Genomic DNA, 13818 nt, shown 5'->3' on the forward strand with positions numbered 1-13818 from the left:
CCGGCCCGACGAGACCCAGATTTCTATTAGCCACGCCCGCTGACAACGGGCCAACGAAGACTTGAACCATGGCCACTATCCACGTAGACGGCAAGACGTTAGAAGTCGATGGGGCGGACAACCTGTTGCAGGCCTGCCTGTCCCTCGGACTCGACATCCCCTACTTCTGCTGGCACCCGGCGCTCGGTAGCGTCGGCGCCTGCCGGCAGTGCGCGGTCAAGCAGTACACCGACGAGAACGACAAACGCGGTCGCCTCGTCATGTCCTGCATGACTCCCGCCACCGACAACACCTGGATCTCCATCGACGACGAGGAAGCCAAGCAGTTCCGCGAAAGCGTCGTCGAGTGGCTGATGACCAACCACCCGCACGACTGCCCGGTGTGCGAGGAAGGCGGCCACTGCCACCTGCAGGACATGACGGTGATGACCGGCCACAGCAAGCGCCGGTATCGCTTCACCAAGCGCACCCACCAGAACCAGGAACTCGGCCCGTTCATCGCCCACGAGATGAACCGCTGCATCGCCTGCTACCGCTGCGTCCGTTACTACAAGGACTACGCCGGCGGCACCGACCTGGGCGTCTATGGCGCGCATGACAACGTTTACTTCGGCCGCATCGAAGACGGCGTGCTGGAGAGCGAATTCTCCGGCAACCTGACCGAGGTCTGCCCGACTGGCGTGTTCACCGACAAGACCCACTCCGCGCGCTACAACCGCAAGTGGGACATGCAGTTCGCGCCAAGCATCTGCCACGGCTGCTCCGTCGGCTGCAACGTCAGCCCGGGTGAACGCTACGGCGAGATCCGCCGCATCGAGAACCGCTACAACGGCTCGGTCAACCACTACTTCCTCTGCGACCGCGGCCGTTTCGGCTACGGCTACGTCAACCGCGAAGACCGTCCGCGCCAGCCGATGCTGATGCTGAGCCAGCAGAAGCTGACCCTCGACGGCGCGCTGGACCAGGCAGCCGCCCTGCTCAAGGGGCGCAAGGTGATCGGCATCGGTTCGCCGCGCGCCAGCCTGGAAAGCAACTACGCGCTGTCCGAACTGGTTGGCGCCGGCAACTTCTACAGCGGCGTTTCCGCCGACGAGCTGCAGCGCCTGCGCCTGGTGCTCAAGGTCATGCAGGACGGCCCGCTGCCGGCACCGACCCTGCGCGACATGGAAGACCATGACGCCGTCTTCGTGCTCGGCGAAGACCTGACCCAGACCGCCGCCCGCATCGCCCTGGCCCTGCGCCAGTCGGTGAAGGGCAAGGGCGAGGACATGGCCGCGGCGATGAAAATCCAGCCGTGGCTCGACGCCGCGGTGAAGACCATCGCCCAGCACGCGAAGAACCCGCTGTTCATCGCCAGCCTGGCCGAAACCCGCCTCGACGACGTCGCCGAAGAGTGCGTGCACGCCGCGCCGGACGACCTGGCCCGCCTCGGCTTCGCCGTGGCCCACGCCATCGACCCGAGCGCCCCGGCCGTCGCCGGCCTGGAGCCGGAAGCCGCCGCCCTCGCCCAGCGCATCGCCGATGCCCTGGTCGCCGCCAAGCGTCCGCTGGTGATCGCCGGCACCTCGCTGGGCAGCAACGCCCTGATCGAAGCCGCGGCGAACATCGCCAGCGCGCTGAAGCAGCGTGAGAAGAACGGCTCGCTGAGCCTGGTGGTTCCCGAAGCCAACAGCCTGGGCCTGGCCCTGTTCGGCGGCGAGTCCGTCGAAGCCGCGCTGGAGCAACTGACCTCCGGCAAGGCCGACGCCGTGGTGGTACTGGAGAACGACCTGTACCGCCGCGCCGACGCCGCCAAGGTCGACGCCGCCCTGGCCGCCGCCAAACTGGTGATCGTCGCCGACCACCAGCAGACCGCCACCAGCGCCAAGGCCCACCTGCTCCTGCCGGTCGCCAGCTTCGCCGAAGGCGACGGCACCCTGGTCAGCCAGGAAGGCCGCGCCCAGCGCTTCTTCCAGGTCTACGATCCGACCTACTACAACGCCGACAACCTGGTCCGCGAAGGCTGGCGCTGGCTGCACGCCCTGCACAGCACCCTCGAAGGCAAGCGCGTCGACTGGACCCAGCTCGACCACGTGATCGACGCCGTCATCGCAGCCAAGCCGCAACTGGCGGGCATTCGCGAAGCCGCGCCGAACGCCGCGTTCCGCATCAAGGGCCTGAAGCTGGCGCGCGAGCCGCACCGCTACAGTGGCCGTACCGCCATGCGCGCCAATATCAATGTCAGCGAGCCACGCGCGCCGCAGGACATCGACACGCCGTTCGCCTTCTCCATGGAAGGCTACGCCGGCAGCGCCGAACCGCGTCAGCAGATTCCCTTCGCCTGGTCCCCGGGCTGGAACTCGCCGCAGGCCTGGAACAAGTTCCAGGACGAAGTCGGCGGTCACCTGCGCGCCGGCGATCCGGGCGTGCGCCTGATCGAGGCCAAGGGCGAGCCGCTGTGGTTCATCGAGGTTCCGGACGCCTTCCACACCCCGGCCAGCCAGTTCAAGGTGGTGCCCTTCTATCACCTGTTCGGCAGTGACGAGACCAGCGCCCTCGCCGCCCCGGTACAGGAGCGCATCCCGGCGGCCTACGTCGCCCTCGGCCGTGACGAGGCCCAGCGCCTCGGCCTCAACGAGGGCGCCCAGGTTCGCCTGCGCGTCAATGGCCAGGAGCTGAGCCTGCCGCTGCGCATCAGCGAAGAGCTGGGCGCCGGCCTGGTGGCCCTGCCCGCCGGTCTCGCCGGCATCCCTGCCGGTGTGTTCGGCGCTGTCGCTGAAGGTCTGCAGGAGGCTGCCCAATGAGCTGGCTGACACCCGCCATCGTCGACATCATCATCGAGGTCATCAAGGCCATCGTCATCCTGCTCGCCGTGGTCGTCTGCGGCGCGCTGCTGAGCTGGGTCGAGCGTCGCCTGCTGGGTCTCTGGCAGGACCGCTACGGTCCCAACCGGGTCGGTCCCTTCGGGGCCTTCCAGCTCGGCGCGGACATGATCAAGATGTTCTTCAAGGAAGACTGGACCCCGCCGTTCGCCGACAAGATGATCTTCACCCTCGCCCCGGTCATCGCCATGGGCGCGCTGCTGATCGCCTTCGCCATCATCCCGATCACCCCGCACTGGGGCGTGGCGGACCTGAACATCGGCATCCTGTTCTTCTTCGCCATGGCTGGCCTGACCGTCTACGCGGTGCTCTTCGCCGGCTGGTCGAGCAACAACAAGTTCGCCCTGCTCGGCAGCCTGCGCGCCTCGGCCCAGACCGTCTCCTACGAGGTGTTCCTGGCCCTGTCGCTGATGGGCATCGTGGCCCAGGTCGGCTCCTTCAGCATGCGCGACATCGTCGAATACCAGGCTCAGCACCTGTGGTTCATCATTCCGCAGTTCTTCGGCTTCTGCACCTTCATCATCGCCGGCGTCGCCGTGACCCACCGTCACCCGTTCGACCAACCGGAAGCGGAGCAGGAACTGGCCGACGGCTACCACATCGAGTACGCCGGGATGAAATGGGGCATGTTCTTCGTCGGTGAGTACATCGGCATCGTGCTGGTCTCGGCGCTGCTGGTCACCCTGTTCTTCGGTGGCTGGCACGGTCCGTTCGACATCCTGCCGCAAATCCCCTTCATCTGGTTCGCCCTGAAGACCGCCTTCTTCATCATGCTGTTCATCCTGATCCGCGCCTCGCTGCCGCGTCCGCGCTATGACCAGGTGATGGCATTCTGCTGGAAGGTCTGCCTGCCGCTGACCCTGATCAACCTGCTGGTGACCGGCGCCTGCGTGCTCGCGGCCCAGTAAGGAGAAGCACCGTGATCAAAGAAATCCTGCATATCGTGCATGGCACCTACACCCAGCTGCGCAGCCTGGTGATGATCTTCGGCCATGCCTTCCGCAAGCGTGACACCCTGCAATATCCGGAAGAGCCCGTGTACCTGCCGCCGCGCTACCGTGGCCGCATCGTGCTCACCCGCGACCCCGACGGCGAGGAGCGCTGCGTAGCCTGCAACCTCTGCGCCGTGGCCTGCCCGGTCGGCTGCATCTCCCTGCAGAAGGCCGAGGCCGACGACGGTCGCTGGTACCCCGAGTTCTTCCGCATCAACTTCTCCCGCTGCATCTTCTGCGGCCTGTGCGAAGAAGCCTGCCCGACCACCGCGATCCAGCTGACGCCGGATTTCGAAATGGGCGAGTTCAAGCGCCAGGACCTGGTGTACGAGAAGGAAGACCTGCTGATCTCCGGCCCTGGCAAGAACCCGGACTACAACTTCTACCGCGTCGCCGGCATGGCCATCGCCGGCAAGCCGAAAGGCAGCGCGCAGAACGAAGCCGAACCGATCAACGTCAAGAGCCTGCTGCCGTAAGGAGACGTCGCGTGGAATTCGCTTTCTACTTCGCCGCCGGCGTCGCCGTGCTGGCAACCCTGCGGGTCATCACCAACAGCAACCCGGTGCATGCCCTGCTCTACCTCATCGTTTCGCTGCTCGCCGTGTCGATGACCTTCTTCAGCCTTGGCGCGCCTTTCGCCGGCGCCCTGGAGATCATCGTCTACGCCGGCGCGATCATGGTGCTGTTCGTCTTCGTGGTGATGATGCTCAACCTCGGCCCGGCAATCGCCGAGCAGGAGCGCAAGTGGCTCAAGCCCGGCGTCTGGATAGGTCCCGGCGCGCTGTCGCTGGTGCTGCTGGTCGAGCTGCTGCTGGTCCTGGCGCGCACCCCCAGCGGTGCCGGCATCGGCTATACCACCGTGGACGCCAAGGCCGTCGGCATCAGCCTGTTCGGTCCCTACCTGCTGGTCGTCGAACTGGCCTCGATGCTGCTGCTGGCGGCACTGGTCGCCGCCTACCACCTCGGCCGCCACGAAGCGAAGGAATAACCCCATGAATGCAATCCCTCTGGAACACGGGCTGGCACTCTCCGGCGTGCTGTTCTGTCTCGGGCTGGCCGGTCTGATGGTCCGGCGCAACATTCTGTTCGTACTCATGAGTCTGGAAGTGATGATGAACGCCGCCGCGCTGGCCTTCGTGGTCGCCGGTAGCCGCTGGGCCCAACCCGACGGCCAGGTGATGTTCATCCTGGTGCTCAGCCTGGCCGCGGCCGAGGCGAGCATTGGCCTGGCGATCCTGCTGCAACTGTATCGCCGCTTCCATACCCTCGATGTCGACGCTGCAAGCGAGATGCGCGGATGAACCTGCTGCCCCTCACCTTCCTGTTCCCCCTGGTCGGCTTCCTGCTGCTGTCTTTCTCCCGCGGCAAGTGGTCGGAAAATCTCTCCGCGCTGGTCGGCGTAGGTTCGGTCGGCCTGGCCGCCCTCTCCGCGTTCTGGGCGATCTGGAGCTTCCACAGCGCGCCGCCGGCCGGTGGCGCCTATACCCTGGTGCTCTGGCAGTGGATGAGCGTTGACGGCTTCGCGCCGAACTTCGCCCTCTATCTGGATGGCCTGTCGGTCACCATGCTCGGCGTGGTCACCGGCGTCGGCTTCCTGATCCACCTGTTCGCCTCCTGGTACATGCGCGGTGAAGCGGGCTACTCGCGCTTCTTCGCCTACACCAACCTGTTCATCGCCAGCATGCTGTTCCTGGTGCTCGGCGATAACCTGCTGTTCCTGTACTTCGGCTGGGAAGGCGTGGGCCTCTGCTCCTACCTGCTGATCGGCTTCTATTACAGCCATGTACCGAACGGCAATGCGGCGCTGAAAGCCTTCATCGTCACCCGTGTCGGCGACGTGTTCATGGCCTTCGGTCTGTTCATCCTGTTCCAGCACCTCGGCACCCTGAACATCCAGGAACTGCTGGTGCTGGCGCCGCAGCACTTCGCCAAGGGCGACCTGTGGGTGAGCCTGGCGGCCCTGGCGCTGCTCGGCGGCGCGGTCGGCAAGTCCGCCCAGTTGCCGCTGCAGACCTGGCTGGCCGACGCCATGGCCGGTCCGACCCCGGTTTCCGCACTGATCCACGCGGCGACCATGGTCACCGCGGGCGTCTACCTGATCGCCCGCTGCCACGGCATCTTCACCCTGGCGCCGAACGTGCTCGAACTGGTCGGCGCGGTCGGTGCGGTGACCCTGGTCCTGGCCGGCTTCGCCGCCCTGGTGCAGACCGACATCAAGCGTATCCTCGCCTACTCGACCATGAGCCAGATCGGCTACATGTTCCTCGCCCTCGGCGTTGGCGCCTGGGACGCGGCGATCTTCCACCTGATGACCCACGCCTTCTTCAAGGCCCTGCTGTTCCTTGCCTCCGGTGCGGTGATCGTCGCCTGCCACCACGAGCAGGACATCTTCAAGATGGGCGGCCTGTGGAAGAAGCTGCCGCTGGCCTACGCCAGCTTCATCGTCGGCGGTTCGGCCCTGGCCGCGCTGCCGCTGGTCACCGCCGGTTTCTACTCGAAGGACGAGATCCTCTGGGAAGCCTTCGCCAGCGGTCACCAGAACCTGCTGATCGCCGGTCTGGTCGGTGCCTTCCTGACCTCGATCTACACCTTCCGCCTGATCTTCATCGCCTTCCACGGCGAGGCGAAGAGCGAAGCCCACGCCGGCCACGGCATCTCCCACTGGCTGCCGCTGTCGGTGCTGATCGTGCTCTCGACCTTCGTCGGCGCGCTGATCACCCCGCCGCTGCACGGCGTGCTGCCGGAAAGCGTCGGGCATGCCGGCGGCGAAGCGCAGCACAGCCTGGAAATCGCCTCGGGCGCCATCGCCCTGGCCGGTATCCTGCTGGCCGCGCTGCTGTTCCTCGGCAAGCGTCGCTTCGTCAGCGCCGTGGCCAAGAGCGCACCGGGTCGCTTCTTCGGTACCTGGTGGTTCCATGCCTGGGGCTTCGACTGGCTGTACGACAAGCTGTTCGTGAAACCCTATCTGTTGCTCTGCCGCCTGCTCGCCCGCGATCCGATCGACCAGACCCTGGTCCTGGTTCCGCTGACCGCCCGCGGTGGACACAACCTCCTCAGCCTCACCGAGAACGGCCGCCTGCGCTGGTACGCCGCTTCCCTGGTGGGTGGCGCCGCGCTGCTGCTCGCCGCGCTGCTGCTGGCCTAATGAATTCACGGAGAGATTGAGCCCGTCATGATTTTGCCCTGGCTAATCCTGATCCCCTTTATCGGCGGCTTCCTCTGCTGGGTCGCCGAGTACACCAGCAAGACCCTGCCCCGCTGGGTCGCGCTGGGGTCCATGACCCTGACGCTGGCGCTGAGCCTTTGGCTCTGGCACACCGGCAACTACCAACTGGCGCCCGCGCCGGGCGGCGATCCGCAGTGGACCACCGAGTTCAAACTGCAATGGATCGAGCGCTTCGGCATCAGCGTGCACCTGGCGATGGACGGCCTGTCGCTGCTGATGGTCGCCCTCACCGGCCTGCTCGGCGTGCTCTCGGTGCTCTGCTCGTGGAACGAGATCCAGCGTCGCATCGGCTTCTTCCACCTGAACCTGCTGTGGATTCTGGGTGGGGTGATCGGCGTGTTCCTGGCCATCGACCTGTTCCTGTTCTTCTTCTTCTGGGAAATGATGCTGGTGCCGATGTACTTCCTCATCGCGCTCTGGGGTCATAGCTCGGACGATGGCAAGAAGACCCGCATCTACGCCGCCACCAAGTTCTTCATCTTCACCCAGGCCAGCGGCCTGATCATGCTGGTGGCGATCCTCGGCCTGGTGTTCGTGCACTACAACAGCACCGGCGTGCTGACCTTCGACTACGCCGCGCTGCTGAAGACCGAACTCTCGCCGCACGTGGAATGGATGCTGATGCTCGGCTTCTTCGCCGCCTTCGCGGTGAAGATGCCGGTGGTGCCGGTGCACTCCTGGCTGCCCGACGCCCACGCCCAGGCGCCGACCGCCGGTTCCGTCGACCTCGCCGGTATCCTGCTGAAGACCGCCGCCTACGGCCTGATCCGCTTCGCCCTGCCGCTGTTCCCGCATGCGTCGGCGGAGTTCGCCCCGATCGCCATGTGGCTCGGCCTGATCGGCATCTTCTACGGCGCCCTGCTGTCCTTCGCACAGACCGACATCAAGCGCCTGGTGGCCTACTCCAGCGTGTCGCACATGGGCTTCGTGATGATCGGCATCTACTCCGGCAGCCCGCAGGCGCTGCAAGGCGTGGTGGTGCAGATGATCGCCCACGGCCTCTCCGCCGCGGCGCTCTTCATCCTCTGCGGTCAGCTCTACGAGCGCCTGCATACCCGTGACATGCGCAAGATGGGTGGCCTGTGGTCGCGCATCCCGTACCTGCCGGCCGTGGCCCTGTTCTTCGCCACCGCGTCGCTGGGTCTGCCGGGCACCGGCAACTTCGTCGGCGAGTTCCTGATCCTGCTGGGCACCTTCAAGGTGGTGCCGACGGTGATCGTGATCGCGACCTTCGGCCTGGTGTTCGGTTCGGTCTACTCGCTGATCATGATCCACCGCGCCTACTTCGGTCCGTCGAAGTCGGATGCCCCCATCGCCGGTCTCAACGCCCGCGAGCTGAGCATGGTCCTGGGCCTGGCGGCCCTGCTGGTCATCCTCGGCATCTACCCGCAGCCGGTTCTCGATACTTCTGCCGCCACCATGCATGGCATCCAGCAGTGGTTCGATTCCGCCCTTTCCACCCTTGCCGCACGGTAGTCGCGAAATGACCTTCACGATTCAACACTTCCTCGCGCTCCTGCCGCTGCTGGTCACCAGCGCCACTCTGGTGGTGGTGATGCTGGCGGTGGCCTGGAAACGTAACCATCAACTGACCAGCAGCCTGACGGTGATCGGTCTGAACCTGGCGCTGGTGTCCATCCTCGGCGCCCTCAAGGCCACGCCGATCGCGGTCACCCCGCTGCTGCAGGTCGATAACTTCGCGCTGTTCTACTCGGCGCTGATCATCGTCGCCGCCCTCGCCTGTTCGACCCTCGCCCATGCCTACATGGAGAGCTACCCGGGCAACCGCGAAGAGCTTTACCTGCTCCTGCTGCTGTCCACCGCCGGTGGCCTGGTGCTGGTCGCGGCGCAGAACCTGGCTGGCCTGTTCATCGGCCTGGAACTGCTCTCGGTGCCGATCTACGGCATGGTCGCCTACGCCTTCTTCAACAAGCGCAGCCTGGAAGCCGGCATCAAGTACACCGTGCTGTCCGCCGCCGGTTCCGCCTTCCTGCTGTTCGGCATGGCCCTGCTCTACGCCGAAGCCGGCACCCTGAGCTTCGCCGGCATCGGCAGCCAGTTGGCCGAAGGTACCCAGCATGGCCCGCTGCTGACCATCGGCGTCGGCATGATGATCGTCGGCCTGGGCTTCAAGCTGTCGCTGGCGCCCTTCCACCTGTGGACCCCGGACGTCTACGAAGGCGCCCCGGCGCCGGTGGCGGCCTTCCTCGCCACCGCCGCCAAGGTCGCGGTCTTCGCCGTGCTCCTGCGCCTGTTCCAGATCGCTCCGGCGGCGCTGCACAGCGGCCTGCTGCACAACGCCCTGGCAGTCATCGCAGTGGCCTCGATCCTCATGGGCAACCTGCTGGCGCTGACCCAGAGCAACATCAAGCGTCTGCTCGGCTACTCCTCCATCGCCCACTTCGGCTATCTGCTGATCGCGGTGGTGGCGAGCAACGGCCTGGCCGTGGAAGCCGTCGGCGTCTACCTGACCACCTACGTCGTCACTTCCCTCGGCGCCTTCGGCGTGGTCACCCTGATGTCCACCCCCTTCAGCGGCCGCGACGCCGACGCACTGTTCAGCTACCGCGGCCTGTTCTGGCGCCGTCCGGTGCTGACCGCGGTGCTCACCGTGATGATGCTGTCCCTGGCCGGCATCCCGCTGACCGCCGGGTTCATCGGCAAGTTCTACGTGATCGCCAGCGGCGTCGAATCGCAACTCTGGTGGCTGGTCGGCGCCCTGGTCCTGGGCAGCGCCATCGGCCTGTTCTACTACCTGCGCGTCATGGTCACGCTGTTCCTGGTCGAGCCGAACATGAAGCGCCACGACGCACCGCTGAACTGGGGTCAGCGCGCCGGCGGCATCATGCTGGTGGCCATTGCCCTGCTGGCGTTCCTCCTCGGCGTCTACCCGCAGCCGCTGCTGGACCTGCTGCATCACTCCGGCCTGGCCCTGGTGGCCGCCGGCTGATCGCCGCAAAGCGCAATGAAAAACCCCGCCTCGGCGGGGTTTTTCATTTCTCGGGAGCCGTCCTACGAGGCGCCTGCGTTTCCGGTGTTTGCCTCGGCTGGCGCCGAGCGAAGCGCTGCCCATCGGCGACGCCGCGCCTCTCCCCTACCCCGCCGCGTCCTGTTCGTCCTCGCGACCGGTGAACAGATCCCAACTGGCCATGAACAGCGCCGCGATCAGCGGGCCGATGACGAAGCCATTGAGGCCGAACAGCGACATGCCGCCGAGGGTGGAGATGAGCACCACATAGTCGGGCATCTTAGTGTCCTTGCCGACCAGGATCGGACGCAGGATGTTGTCCACCAGGCCGATCACCAGCACGCAGAAGAGGATCAGCACCACGCCCTGCCAGATCGCCCCGGTGACCAGGAAGTAGACCGCCACCGGCGCCCACACCAGGCCCGCGCCGATGGCCGGCAGCAGCGACAGGAAGGCCATCAGGGTGCCCCACAGCAACGAGCCCTGGATACCGAGGAACCAGAAGATCAGCCCACCCAGCACGCCCTGGCTGGCGGCCACGGCGATGTTGCCCTTCACCGTGGCGCGCACCACGGTGGTGAACTTGCTGAACAGATGCTGCTTGTGCTCATGGCTCAACGGCACCGCCTGCTTGATCCGCCGCCCCAGAGTGCGGCCATCGCGCAGGAGGAAGAACAGCAGGTAAAGCATGATGCCGAAGCTGATGACGAAGTCGAAGGTGTTCTGGCCGATGCTGAAGGCCTTGGTGGCGAGGAACTGACTGGCCTGCATGGCGCCGTTGGACAGCTTCTCCTGCAGGCTCGACATGTCGGCCAGGTCGAAGCGCTGTAACCACGGCTGCACCCAGGCCGGCAAGGCAGCAACGATCTGCTGGAAGTAGGCGGCGAAATTCAACTGGCCGGTCTTCAGGCGCTGGTAGAGGCTGGCGCCCTCCTGAACCAGCGAGCCGGCGATGAAGATCATCGGCAGTATCACGATCAGGACGCAGGCACTCAGGGTGATCAAGGCGGCCAGATTCTTGCGGTCCCCCAACCGGGCCTGCAGGCGGCGATGCACCGGAGAGAACAGAATCGCCAGGATGGTGCCCCAGAACACCGCGCCGTAGAACGGCAACAGCAGCCAGACAAAGGCGACGCTGACCGCGGCCAGCAATAGCAGGAACGTCCGATATTCCAATTTCGAGTCGAGCATGTGTTATCCCATGTGCCGGAAAAAAGCCTGCCCATTAGTCAGCAGATACCGGGTGAAGTGCAACAGGCGGAGGGCCTGTACGCCCGCTCGGCGCCGGTCGACGCCACGGAAAAAGCACCACCGCCAGCGGGCGCCCGAGCGAAAGGTCCGGAAAATGTTGGAGGGCCGCCAAGCGCTCTGGCATGCACTTTGCCGTCATATTCCGCTGCCCCGGCCTGGCAGGCCGGGGGAAAAATCGCATGGACGAGCGAATCGCCGTCAAGTAAAACGAACAGCCGTCGACAAATATCGAACACCCTAACGCTCCCACCAGAAGGACGCCCCGAATGTCACTCCGCCGTCTCTCCATCCAATGGAAGATCACCCTGTTGGCAGGTCTCTGCCTGCTCGGCGTGGTTTCCCTGCTGGCCGGCCTTTCCGTCTACCGCATGCAGCACAGCACCGCGCTGGTGAAAGAGTCCAGCGCGAAGATGCTCGATGACGCGGCCCAGGCGCGCCTGCGCGCCCGTGGTGAGATTCAGGCGATGCGCATCCAGCGCTATTTCATGGATGCCTTCCACTATGCCCGGGGTTTCGCCCGCCAGACCCTGGCGCTGCGCCAACAGGCGCAGCAGCGGGCGCTCGATCCGCATGGATTGCGCGAAGACCTGACCCGCCAGGTGCGCGAAGCGGTGGCGGCCAACCCGGAGCTGCTCGGCCTCTACGTCACCTTCGAGCCCGACGCGCTGGACGGCAAGGATGCGCTCTTCGCCGGTCAGGGCGACATCGGCAGCAACGACAAGGGCCGCTTCTCCATCTATTGGTCGCAGGCCACGCCGGGCAAGCTGGAAGCCGAACCGCTCAGCGAATCGCAACTGCTCGACACCCGCCCCGGCCCCAGCGGCAATGCCTACAACGCCTGGTACACCTGCCCGAAGAACAGCGGCAGCCCCTGTGTCCTGGAGCCCTATTTCGATGAAGTCGGCGGTCGCAAGATGCTCATGACCAGCATCGCCCTGCCGCTGCTGGTCGACGGCCGCATCGTTGGCGTGATGGGCGTCGATATCGATCTCAGCCGTCTGCAGGAAATCAGCGAGCAAGGCAGCCGCGAGCTTTACCACGGCCAGAGCCGCCTCGCCATCATCAGTCCCTCCGGCCTGTTGGCCGGATACAGCGCCGACAGCGGCAAGTTGAGCAAGAAAGTCGACGAAGCCTTCCCCGGCAGCGGCGACGAACTGACGCAAATCCTCGCCGGCAATCGAGCGCAGACACTGCGCCACGAGGACCAGTTGCGTGCCATCGAACCACTGCTGCCGATCCCCAACGCCAAGCCCTGGGGCGTACTCGTCGAAGTGCCGCTGCAAGCCCTGCAAGGGCCGGCCCTGGCGCTGCAACAGGAACTCGACAGCCAACGCACCCAAGGCACCCTGACCGAACTGGGCCTGGGCCTGCTCGCCGCTCTGCTCGGCCTGCTGCTGGTCTGGCTGACCGCGCGTGGCGTGAGCCGGCCGATCCTCGGCGTCGCCGGCATGCTGCGCGACATCGCCAGCGGCGAAGGCGACCTGACCCGCCGCCTGCAGTACCAGGGCCAGGACGAACTGGGCCAACTGGCCGGCTGGTTCAACCGCTTCCTCGACAAGCTGCAGCCGATCATCCGCGACGTCAAAGCCTCGGTACAGGACGCCCGCGCCACCGCCGACCAGTCCGCCGCGCTGTCGACCCAGACCAGCGCCGGCATGCAGCAGCAGTTCCGCGAGATCGACCAGGTCGCCACCGCCTCCCAGGAAATGAGCGCCACCGCCCATGACGTGGCCAACAGCGCGGCCATGGCCGCCGATGCCGCGCGCGGCGCCGACGGCGCCACCCGTGACGGCCTCGGGGTGATCGAGCAGACCACGCGGAGGATCGACAACCTGGCCAGCGAGATGAACCGCGCCATGACCCAGGTCGAGGGCCTGGCGGCGAGCAGCGAGCAGATCGGTTCGGTGCTCGAAGTGATCCGCGCCATCGCCGAGCAGACCAACCTGCTGGCGCTCAACGCGGCCATCGAAGCGGCCCGCGCCGGCGAGGCCGGGCGGGGTTTCGCGGTGGTCGCCGACGAAGTCCGCAACCTGGCCAAGCGCACCCAGGACTCGGTGGAGGAAATCCGCCAGGTCATCGAAGGCCTGCAACAGGGCACGCGCGACGTGGTCGGCGCCATGCACAGCAGCCACCAGCAGGCCCAGGGCAGCGTCAGCCAGGTCGAACAGGCGGTGGCCGCGCTGCAGCGGATCGGCGAGGCGGTGGGGGTGATCAACGACATGAACCTGCAGATCGCCAGCGCCGCCGAGGAACAGAGCGCGGTGGCCGAAGAGATCAACCGCAACGTGGCGGGCATCCGCGACGTCACCGAATCGCTCTCCGGCCAGGCCCAGGAATCGGCGCAGATCAGCCAGTCGCTGAACGAACTGGCCAACCACCAGCAACAGCTGATGGGCGGCTTCCGCGTGTAACGCGCCGGCGCCCATCGCCCGCCGGCACCGCATGGGTTTCGTGGCTCAACCCATCCTACGGGTGCGACGGCGAGGGCGGTCTTCCATCACTGGCTTTCATGACTACTAT

General features: G+C 66.0%; 10 protein-coding genes. 9 read left to right on the top strand and 1 reads right to left on the bottom strand.

The genetic code is table 11. The annotated features are described in order from the left end of the window. Nucleotides 1-68: 68 nt before the first annotated feature. Genes nuoG through nuoN form a run of 8 tightly spaced genes read left to right on the top strand, consistent with a single transcriptional unit; the run spans nt 69 to nt 10029 of the window. Complete coding sequence (gene nuoG / locus BLQ74_RS15480; RefSeq protein WP_090263670.1) at nt 69-2783, top strand: NADH-quinone oxidoreductase subunit NuoG; 2715 nt, start codon at nt 69-71, stop codon at nt 2781-2783. Further along, complete coding sequence (gene nuoH / locus BLQ74_RS15485; RefSeq protein WP_090263673.1) at nt 2780-3769, top strand: NADH-quinone oxidoreductase subunit NuoH; 990 nt, start codon at nt 2780-2782, stop codon at nt 3767-3769. Before nuoG ends, nuoH begins: the two co-directional genes overlap by 4 nt. Before the next feature lie 11 nt (nt 3770-3780). Beyond that, the gene (nuoI, locus tag BLQ74_RS15490) at nt 3781-4329 is read left to right on the top strand and encodes an NADH-quinone oxidoreductase subunit NuoI (protein ID WP_090263675.1); all 549 of its coding nucleotides are present in this window, start codon (nt 3781-3783) and stop codon (nt 4327-4329) included. 11 nt (nt 4330-4340) lie between these two features. Further along, nucleotides 4341-4841: an NADH-quinone oxidoreductase subunit J gene (gene nuoJ, locus BLQ74_RS15495; protein WP_090263677.1), complete on the top strand. Its 501-nt coding sequence runs from the start codon at nt 4341-4343 to the stop codon at nt 4839-4841. 4 nt (nt 4842-4845) lie between these two features. Next, nucleotides 4846-5154, top strand: coding sequence for an NADH-quinone oxidoreductase subunit NuoK (gene nuoK, locus BLQ74_RS15500; protein ID WP_009623272.1), 309 nt, complete (start codon nt 4846-4848; stop codon nt 5152-5154). Further along, nucleotides 5151-6998, top strand: a complete 1848-nt coding sequence (nuoL, locus tag BLQ74_RS15505; protein WP_090263679.1) for an NADH-quinone oxidoreductase subunit L — start codon at nt 5151-5153, stop codon at nt 6996-6998. Before nuoK ends, nuoL begins: the two co-directional genes overlap by 4 nt. Before the next feature lie 27 nt (nt 6999-7025). Then, a complete protein-coding gene (gene nuoM / locus BLQ74_RS15510; RefSeq protein ID WP_090263681.1) occupies nt 7026-8555 on the top strand; it encodes an NADH-quinone oxidoreductase subunit M in 1530 nt (509 codons plus the stop codon). Between the two features lie 7 nt (nt 8556-8562). Beyond that, a complete protein-coding gene (gene nuoN, locus BLQ74_RS15515) occupies nt 8563-10029 on the top strand; it encodes an NADH-quinone oxidoreductase subunit NuoN (protein WP_090263683.1) in 1467 nt (488 codons plus the stop codon). A 144-nt stretch (nt 10030-10173) separates the two neighbouring features. On the opposite strand, the gene BLQ74_RS15520 is transcribed toward nuoN, so the two are convergent. Continuing rightward, on the bottom strand, nt 10174-11238 hold the full coding sequence (locus BLQ74_RS15520; RefSeq protein ID WP_090263685.1) for an AI-2E family transporter: 1065 nt from the start codon (nt 11236-11238) through the stop codon (nt 10174-10176). 326 nt (nt 11239-11564) lie between these two features. On the opposite strand from BLQ74_RS15520, the gene BLQ74_RS28330 reads away from it, so the two are divergent. Then, entirely contained in the window at nt 11565-13709 is a 2145-nt protein-coding gene (locus BLQ74_RS28330) for a methyl-accepting chemotaxis protein (RefSeq protein WP_090263687.1), read from the top strand. The last annotated feature ends 109 nt before the right edge of the window (nt 13710-13818 follow it).

The organism is Pseudomonas panipatensis, assembly GCF_900099785.1.
Classification (GTDB): Bacteria; Pseudomonadota; Gammaproteobacteria; order Pseudomonadales; family Pseudomonadaceae; genus Pseudomonas; species Pseudomonas panipatensis.

Bases quoted from the DNA above. Each gene is read 5' to 3' on its own strand.
- BLQ74_RS28330 (WP_090263687.1), top strand. From the start codon at position 11,565: ATGTCACTCCGCCGTCTCTCCATCCAATGGAAGATCACCCTGTTGGCA.
- nuoL (WP_090263679.1), top strand. From the start codon at position 5,151: ATGAACCTGCTGCCCCTCACCTTCCTGTTCCCCCTGGTCGGCTTCCTG.
- nuoK (WP_009623272.1), top strand. From the start codon at position 4,846: ATGAATGCAATCCCTCTGGAACACGGGCTGGCACTCTCCGGCGTGCTG.
- nuoN (WP_090263683.1), top strand. From the start codon at position 8,563: ATGACCTTCACGATTCAACACTTCCTCGCGCTCCTGCCGCTGCTGGTC.
- BLQ74_RS15520 (WP_090263685.1), bottom strand. From the start codon at position 11,238: ATGCTCGACTCGAAATTGGAATATCGGACGTTCCTGCTATTGCTGGCC.
- nuoM (WP_090263681.1), top strand. From the start codon at position 7,026: ATGATTTTGCCCTGGCTAATCCTGATCCCCTTTATCGGCGGCTTCCTC.
- nuoG (WP_090263670.1), top strand. From the start codon at position 69: ATGGCCACTATCCACGTAGACGGCAAGACGTTAGAAGTCGATGGGGCG.
- nuoH (WP_090263673.1), top strand. From the start codon at position 2,780: ATGAGCTGGCTGACACCCGCCATCGTCGACATCATCATCGAGGTCATC.